The sequence below is a fragment of the Lentibacillus sp. genome, from assembly GCF_035301925.1.
GTDB lineage: Bacteria > Bacillota > Bacilli > Bacillales > Amphibacillaceae > Lentibacillus.
Genome location: NZ_DATGTI010000153.1, coordinates 1 through 8,032 on the forward strand (window position 1 = coordinate 1; position 8,032 = coordinate 8,032).

Consider the following 8,032-nt stretch of genomic DNA (forward strand, 5'->3'; position numbering starts at 1 on the left):
CAATCTCATTCATGGCTTGCTTTAAAAATTGATTCCAGGGTTTCATTGGCCTGCCGTCGAAATCAACGTTCCGACTTTCGGCCTCTTACCACTGACATCTCTTGCATACTGGTTGTTTTGTTCAGTTTTCAAGGAGCAAAATTGCTGCCGCCTCTTGAAAGCGACTTTATTAATATACCATCTTTTATTACTTAAGTCAACAACTTTTTTTATTTTCTGTTGTTGGTTGTGACAACTCTTTTTGCAACGATTAATAATGTATCATGTTTAGTTCCCGGAATCAATAGCAAATAATCAAAAAAACATTGGTTATTCCATCCAATTCCGGACACTTCCATATTGCACCGGTTTTCATCATTGATTCACCGGCTAACGGAACCAAACGATATCATTAACGAATCTCCCATCACTGAATAAGCAGTATGACTGACAGCTGACCCCCGCCCCAGAACCTTAAACTATAATGAGAACAGAAGCGGGGCTTGCGTACTCGAGTATCACATAATCAGCATGTCAATTATATCCGGGTAAACACTTACCGGCCAGAAAAACGTCTTGCCTCAAATTATCCATCTATCGAATCATTTATTTACTGCGCATTTGCGGGAACAACAGGACATCACGAATGGACGGTGAGTTAGTCAGCAGCATGACAAGCCGATCGATGCCTATACCCAATCCGCCTGTTGGGGGCATTCCATATTCCAGTGCTTCCAGAAAGTCCTCATCCATTAGGTGTGCCTCATCATTTCCTTCTGCCCGTTCTTTCACCTGTGCTTCAAACCGTTTGCGCTGATCAATCGGATCATTTAATTCACTAAAGGCATTTGCATGCTCACGGCCAACAACGAATAATTCAAACCGATCTGTAAATCGTTCATCTTCTTGATTACGTTTGGCAAGTGGTGATATCTCTAAAGGATGCCCATATATAAATGTTGGCTGTATTAATTTCTCCTCAACTTTTTGTTCAAAAAATTCATTGAGAATATGACCATATGTCATATTATCCTGTATTTTAACGTCGTATTCTTTTGCCATCGCACGTGCTTGTCCATCACTCAAATTCGGCCAAAAATCTGCTCCCGTGTAAGCTTTCACAGCATCCACTATATGAAGCCTTCTCCATTCCGGTTCCAGACTGATTTCTTCCTCGCCATATTGGATGTGCGTACTGCCCAGCACTTCTTTAGCGATATGGGAAATGAGTTCCTCTGTTAATGTCATAACATCATGAAAATCGGCATACGCTTCATATAATTCCATCATGGTAAACTCCGGGTTGTGTCGGGTGGATACACCTTCATTACGGAAGACACGTCCTATTTCATACACTTTCTCCATCCCGCCAACAATCAACCGTTTTAAATGCAATTCAATCGCTATCCGCATATATAATGGAATTTCCAATGCATTATGATATGTTTCAAACGGACGAGCAGCTGCACCTCCAGGTATGCCATGCATCATGGGAGTCTCCACTTCCAAGAAGCCTTGGCCATCCAAATAGCGACGCATCGATTGAATGATTTTACTTCTTAGAATGAATGTTTGTTTGCTGTCTGGATTGGTGATTAAATCCAGGTAGCGCTGACGATAACGCTGCTCAACATCTTTCAGTCCATGATATTTTTCAGGCAGCGGTCTTAGTGACTTGGTCAATAAGGTAAACTCGGAGGCCTTGACAGACAGTTCACCGACTTTTGTTTTAAACATAACACCTGTAACGCCGACAATGTCCCCCATATCGACAGACTTAAAAATGTCATAGGCATCTTCCCCGACAGTATCTTTGCGGACGTAGATTTGAATTTGTCCACTCAGATCCTGGACATGGGCAAAACCTGCTTTCCCTTTGCCACGCTTAGTCATCACACGGCCGGCAATTGTCACTTCATCGTCTTTTTCTTCCAATTCTTCTTTAGAGAATTGATCATACTTTTCGACTAAATCATCGGCATAATGCGTCCTGCCAAATTTTCCACCAAATGGGTTCACGTTTCTTTCATTATAAAAATCAAGCTTCTCGCGTCGTGCGCGCATATGATCATTTAATTCTTCTGTCACAGTTATCACTCCATTTTATCTAGCCGATTCCGTGTTATGGGAAGAATCCGGCTTTCAATACTTTCAGTCAAAACTATCACCCGGGAGTTATCCTACCTTAACAGGAAGTATATTCCATCTGCAAAACTGTAAAGAACCAAAAAGGCCGTAGATCAGCTGCCTGTAAAGTTCTGGTTCTGTCCGGGCCTGCACCAGCGATTCCTTTTACCTCCGAAAATCTGCAGGCTCATCAGCATTTCATCTTCGTCAATGTAGAGCATGTTCATCGACTTTTCATTTTGGCGATTAATCCCTTTATCATTTACCATTTCAGCACAAACAAGTCCCGCACCAAACTCCTTAACGGTCAAACGGAAAGCGTAATTGGAAACACCAGCCATCGGTGCCAGAACGACACGATTCGGGATAGTGATATCGCCGATTTGAAACATTCGCTACTCTTCCTTCTCGTCCGCAGGCGCTTTCCCCTGCAGTTCATGTTTTGATATATTCAATTGATTCGCTATTTGATCCAGCAATTGATCCGGGGCCTGCTGTTTTCCCCGCTCAACATCACCGAGATTGATAACAGGAATGTCTAATGCCTTTGCCAGATCCACCTGCGTATAACCCTTTAATTTACGGAATGCTTTTATTCTTCTGCCGAGCCTTTCTCTGTCCATCGCCTTACACCCTTTATGTCGCTTTCAGGAAGTCTTTCTATATAATCCGCTGCATGTTTCCCATTTTCTGCCGGAATGACCAGTCCAGGTGCGATCTCATCTAGCGGGATGAGCACAAATGCCCGTTCATACATGCGTGGATGCGGAAGGGTCAAACGTTCTGTTTTTCTATTTTCTTGATTATAGATTAAAATGTCAAGGTCGATTGTACGCGGGCCAAAGCGGATTTCTCGCCTTCTTCCTAATTGTTTTTCGATTGATTGGCAGACTTCCAATAAATCCAGTGGCAAAAGCGACGTTTCCACTTCAATCACCATATTTAAAAAATTGGCCTGATCCGTATAACCGACCGGTGCTGTCTTATAAACGGATGACTTTTTAATAATGGCGATTTGCTGATGGGCGTTTAATGCCTGGAGTGCTTTTTTAATGTATTCTTCCCGCGGCTCAATATTTGATCCCAAGGCAAGATAAACGTTCTTCATTCGTTTCGCTCCCGAAAAATTTCAACGGCCACTGATTGATAATGACCAGGTATTGGCGGATTGGGTTTGGTGACTTTCAGTTTACAGGCCTCCAGCAATTCAAAAGCATGAAATAATTCGTCTGCAATGTTTTCAGCAACAGCCTCGACCAAATTTTTCGGTTCACCTTCCACGACATTTTTTATGGTATTGTAAATCTCTCCATAATCAATCGAGTCATCCATATTGTCCGAATGGCTCGACTTTTTCAAATTTAGCATCAATTCAGCATCAACATAGAACCGTTGACCAAGTTTGTTTTCTTCCGGAAAAAGGCCATGGTAGCCGTAAAATGCCATTTGATTGAGCAAAATTTTATCCAAGATTCCCAACCCCTCGTTTACCAAGCATCACATCCATCATTTTTGCTAATTCAGCATGCACTTTCACATTATGCACCCGTACAATCTGAACACCCTTCGTGATCCCCAGACATGTCGTTGCACCGGTACCATTATCACGCTCGGCTGCAGGGACATCCAGAATTTTACCGATAAATGACTTGCGGGATGTACCAAGCAGAACAGGGTATCCAAGTTCCTGGAATTCCTCGAGCTGATTCATGACGGCCAGATTATGAGCAGCCGTTTTGGCAAAACCGACGCCGGGGTCAAGCACGATATTATCCTTTGGTACACCAGCTTGAAGTGAGATATCAATACTTTCCTGCAAATCTCGCTTCATATCAGGTATTAATGAGGTGTAATTTTTGTTTGTCCGGTTGTGCATCAAAATGATTGGGACGTTATAGTCAGCGGCAATTTGTGCTATTTCAGGTTCGCGCTTTGCCCCCCATATATCATTGATGATTTCGGCGCCGGCCTCGATAGCCTGCCGCGCTGTTTCGGCTTTATAAGTATCAACAGAAATTGGGATATTGATGTGCTCCTTTACCGCATGAATCATGGGTAAAATACGCTCAATCTCCTCTTCCTGTGAGACCGGATCATGGTCAGGGCGGGTGGATTCTCCTCCAATATCAATGATATCGGCCCCTTGCTGCTCCATTGAAACAGCCTGATTAACCGCACGTTCAACCGTCGTATAACTGCCGCCATCTGAAAACGAATCAGGTGTAACATTCAATATCCCCATAATATGGGTCCGCTCATCCAATTGAAACGTTTTGGAATTAGTTGTTAATTTCATCATGTACCCTCTTTCAAATCTGTATGCATTATTCATATCGTATCACAGCATCAAAAAAAGGACTAGCACCAAAGCATTCAGTGCCAATCCCCTTTTCCCCGCATATAATGGACAGTAACCCGCCAAAAGACGGCGGCTAACTGACCCTAAATACCCGATTCGGTTCAACTAATATTCAGCAGAGAAAAACGCCCGCTGAATGAAGTTTCACTTTATCACGTCATACTAATCCTCGTCATACTGATAAAGCGGTGTTGATAAATAACGCTCCCCATTATCCGGGATGATGGCAAGTACTTTTTTGCCCTTGCCTAGCTGTTTGGCAACTTTTTTGGCTGCGGCTATGGCAGCACCTGAGGAAATGCCGCCCAGTATCCCTTCCTGTTTGGCAACTTCACGGGACGTCTGGAATGATTCGTCATTGGTAATCCGGATGACGTCATCATAGATATCAGTATCCAATGTATCCGGCACAAAGCCTGCACCAAGCCCTTGAATCTTATGCGGTCCTGGAGATTCCCCGGATAGAACAGCAGAATCATCGGGTTCCACAGCATAAAGCTTAATGCCATCAAAATGATCCTTTAATACTCTTCCCGCACCTGTAATCGTCCCGCCGGTACCGATTCCGGAAATAAACGCATCAAGCCCATCACTCATCTGTTTAACAATTTCATTCCCGGTTGTACGGGCATGCACTTCTGGATTGGCTTCATTACTGAATTGCTGCGGCATAAAGTAGCCATGTTCTTTTTGCAGCTCTTCAGCTTTTTTAATGGCACCCTTCATGGCCTCTGCACCAGGCGTCAATACCAATTCAGCACCATAGGCACGCAACAGGTTGCGGCGTTCTTTACTCATGGTGTCAGGCATCACCAATACTGCCTTATAACCTTTGGCAGCCGCCACCATCGCGAGGCCAATCCCGGTATTGCCGCTTGTCGGTTCGATTATGGTGTCACCCTCCTTCAAGTCACCGGTCTTTTCTGCTGCTTCAATCATTGACAATGCAATCCGATCTTTTACCGAACTGCCCGGATTCATAAATTCCAGTTTCAGATAGACATCAGCACTGTCCTGCTCGACTGAGCGGTTCAGTTTGACAATTGGAGTTTCCCCAATAAGACCGGCAATATTATCAGCAACTCGCATTCTAATTCCTCCAAATTCCAAGTGTTTTTATAGGATTTGTCTATAATGTACGTTCAAATTGGAAAAATGTCAATTAAAATATATTATTCATCGTAAATCCATTCAATATCCAACTCTTCCCACAACAGTTCAGCCGAAAGGGATTGATCCAGTTCATCCATCGCCAGTTCCTGCTCCACATAGGGTTTTATTTCCTCATAATCAAAGGTAATGGAAGAAAGCTTATGATGAAGGTAAACAATTGCCACCCCGGCATCAGTCTGAAAAGGCTCACTATATGTACGCTCTTCCATACCTGCCACTTTATCCAAGTAACCAGCAGGCCAAAATTGGCTTGTATTGACCATAAAGCCTAAATACCCACCATTATTTTTCGTTTCCTCATCGATTGAGTACTCCTGTGCCAGTAAATTGAATGACGCACCATTATCAAGTTCGGCTTTTACTTTATTGGCTGTTTCCATATCAGGAACGACAATATGTGAAACCTGGGTGGATGCGTGGAAATCATATTGGTTCTGATAATCCTCATAATAGGTCCGGACTTCCTCTTCAGGTATGTTTATATCAGCAGTGAGAAGGGCCTCCAGCTGAAAGTGGTATTGAATATCTTCCCGCCATTTTTCTTCTTTAGCCTTAGTTTCTTCCGCTGTCATGACCCCTTGCATCGTCGTCAACTGTGCTATTTCCCGGGCAATGATTTTATCATCGATCGTTATATTATTGGCTTCAGCCAGCTGGTGTACCACCTTTCGATTCACCATATTTTTCAGCTGTTCTTTTCCATGATTTTCACGTAACGAGAGCATCCATTCATCAAACGAAATGGTTTCATCACCTACAGAAGCAACCGGCTCTTTCTGACTGATTTGTTTGTTGCTGCGACCAAGCGGCACGACCTCATCCTGATTCCATAAAGTAAGGGTAGCGATATTGGTTACAAGCAGAACGGCAATAATCCCCCACAGAAGTTTTCTGCTCATCGACTACTCCTTCCCTTCTAATGGTCCGCAGACTGCTTAAGTGTCTCCAGCTCCTGCTCTGATAAATAATAGACTTCATGACAGAAATGACATGTTGCTTCCGCTCCATGGTCCTCATCAATCATGTTTTGAATTTCGTCACGTCCCATTCCGAGAACTGCCCGCTCAACACGCTCTTTTGAACATCTGCATTGAAAACGGACAGGCAAACGTCCATGAATTGTAACGTCATCAGTTCCAAAAAGCCGTTCCAGAATTTGTTCCGGTGAATTCCCTTCCCTGATCAAGGTTGAGATCGCTGGAAACCCCTGAATTTTTTCCTCAAGTCGGTTAATGACTTTTTCATCAGCACCCGGCATCACCTGGACAATGAAGCCTCCGGATGCCAATATACTCAGATCAGGGTTCACTAATACACCGGCACCGACCGCGGATGGTGTCTGCTCAGAGTTAGCAAAATAATAGGTGAAATCCTCACCAATCTCACCGGATACAATCGGGACCTGTCCTGTAAAATTTTCCTTCAATCCTAAATCCTTTACGACACTGAGATTCCCTTCCGTGCCAACCGCTCGTGCCACGTCCAGCTTTCCCTTTTCATTTAGATCAAAATCAACGTGCGGATTCGTAACATAGCCTCGCACATCACCTGTTGCATCACTGTCAGCGATAATCGCACCGATGGGGCCATTTCCTTCAACCTTCGCAGTGAGCGAATTATCACCTTTCAGCATCGCGCCCATCATCGCGCTGATTGTCATCGTCCGGCCAAGAGCTGCCGAAGCAGTCGCCCATGTGTCGTGTCTTCTCCTCGCTTCTTCAACTGTGTTTGTCGAGCTGATTGCATATGCTCGAACCTTGCCATCATAAGCAGTTGCTTTTAGCAGATAATCTTTCATATGATATTTTCCATCTCCTTTAAATGACGCACATTAATAGGATGTTCAAAAAGTCCGGTAAAAATGACGCATCGTACAGGGGACCTTCTGCTAAAACCGCTCACATTCTGTGGCGGGCGCACAAGTCACCACAATCAAGAGACGCCCGCTCATTGGAAAGGAAGAACGCTTTTCCTGCGTGCGAAGTGAATTCAATGAAGCTTTTCTTGTGCTCGAAACGGCGCCGCCTCGAACGCTGACGCGATTGATGTGCTAATGCAGGTGCCCGCACAGGACGCCTGAGAACTTAGCCTGTCGGTCCTTTTTATCCTCCTTTTTGAACACGCATTTTAATAATCTTCCAATTGCTTATTTTTTTTGTAAATCAGGTGAAGTCCTTTTAATGTTAAATATTTATCGGCATAGTCAATCGTTTCGGATGCGTCCGCAATCAATGATGCCAGGCCGCCGGTAGCAATGACTGTCGGGTCTGTTGTCATTTCATGCTTCATCCGGTTCACGATCCCGTCAACTTGTGCAACAAACCCGTAAAATACCCCTGACTGCATCGCCTCAACCGTTGAAGTCCCTATCACGTTCTCAGGTGCTTGTATCTC

General features: G+C 44.1%; 10 protein-coding genes and 1 pseudogene. 1 reads left to right on the forward strand and 10 read right to left on the reverse strand.

The window, feature by feature from the left end; genetic code table 11:
- The coding region (locus VK080_RS12480) for a hypothetical protein (RefSeq protein WP_324225096.1) at positions 1 to 195 on the forward strand (195 nt) is incomplete at its 5' end.
- 390 nt (positions 196 to 585) lie between these two features.
- On the opposite strand, the gene lysS is transcribed toward VK080_RS12480, so the two are convergent.
- From lysS to VK080_RS12530, 10 genes and pseudogenes are all read right to left on the reverse strand, one after another.
- Positions 586 to 2,067 carry a lysine--tRNA ligase gene (gene lysS / locus VK080_RS12485; RefSeq protein ID WP_324225097.1) on the reverse strand — a complete coding sequence of 494 codons (1,482 nt, stop codon included), beginning with the start codon at positions 2,065 to 2,067 and terminating at the stop codon, positions 586 to 588.
- A 200-nt stretch (positions 2,068 to 2,267) separates the two neighbouring features.
- A pseudogene (locus VK080_RS12490) lies at positions 2,268 to 2,498 on the reverse strand (tRNA-dihydrouridine synthase); the annotation flags it as partial.
- Between the two features lie 3 nt (positions 2,499 to 2,501).
- The gene (locus tag VK080_RS12495; RefSeq protein WP_324225098.1) at positions 2,502 to 2,729 is read right to left on the reverse strand and encodes a helix-turn-helix transcriptional regulator; all 228 of its coding nucleotides are present in this window, start codon (positions 2,727 to 2,729) and stop codon (positions 2,502 to 2,504) included.
- On the reverse strand, positions 2,699 to 3,214 hold the full coding sequence (gene folK, locus VK080_RS12500; RefSeq protein WP_324225099.1) for a 2-amino-4-hydroxy-6-hydroxymethyldihydropteridine diphosphokinase: 516 nt from the start codon (positions 3,212 to 3,214) through the stop codon (positions 2,699 to 2,701). Before folK ends, VK080_RS12495 begins: the two co-directional genes overlap by 31 nt.
- Positions 3,211 to 3,576, reverse strand: a complete 366-nt coding sequence (gene folB / locus VK080_RS12505; RefSeq protein WP_324225100.1) for a dihydroneopterin aldolase — start codon at positions 3,574 to 3,576, stop codon at positions 3,211 to 3,213. The genes folK and folB overlap by 4 nt, the downstream gene beginning before the upstream one ends.
- Positions 3,569 to 4,402, reverse strand: a complete 834-nt coding sequence (folP, locus tag VK080_RS12510) for a dihydropteroate synthase (protein WP_324225105.1) — start codon at positions 4,400 to 4,402, stop codon at positions 3,569 to 3,571. Before folP ends, folB begins: the two co-directional genes overlap by 8 nt.
- A gap of 225 nt (positions 4,403 to 4,627) precedes the next feature.
- Positions 4,628 to 5,554 carry a cysteine synthase A gene (gene cysK / locus VK080_RS12515; RefSeq protein ID WP_324225101.1) on the reverse strand — a complete coding sequence of 309 codons (927 nt, stop codon included), beginning with the start codon at positions 5,552 to 5,554 and terminating at the stop codon, positions 4,628 to 4,630.
- An 83-nt stretch (positions 5,555 to 5,637) separates the two neighbouring features.
- The gene (locus VK080_RS12520; protein WP_324225102.1) at positions 5,638 to 6,537 is read right to left on the reverse strand and encodes a foldase protein PrsA; all 900 of its coding nucleotides are present in this window, start codon (positions 6,535 to 6,537) and stop codon (positions 5,638 to 5,640) included.
- A 17-nt stretch (positions 6,538 to 6,554) separates the two neighbouring features.
- Positions 6,555 to 7,436 carry an Hsp33 family molecular chaperone HslO gene (hslO, locus tag VK080_RS12525; RefSeq protein ID WP_324225103.1) on the reverse strand — a complete coding sequence of 294 codons (882 nt, stop codon included), beginning with the start codon at positions 7,434 to 7,436 and terminating at the stop codon, positions 6,555 to 6,557.
- Positions 7,437 to 7,765: 329 nt separating this feature from the next.
- A partial coding sequence (locus tag VK080_RS12530) for a type III pantothenate kinase (RefSeq protein ID WP_324225104.1) occupies positions 7,766 to 8,032 on the reverse strand: 267 nt, incomplete at its 5' end.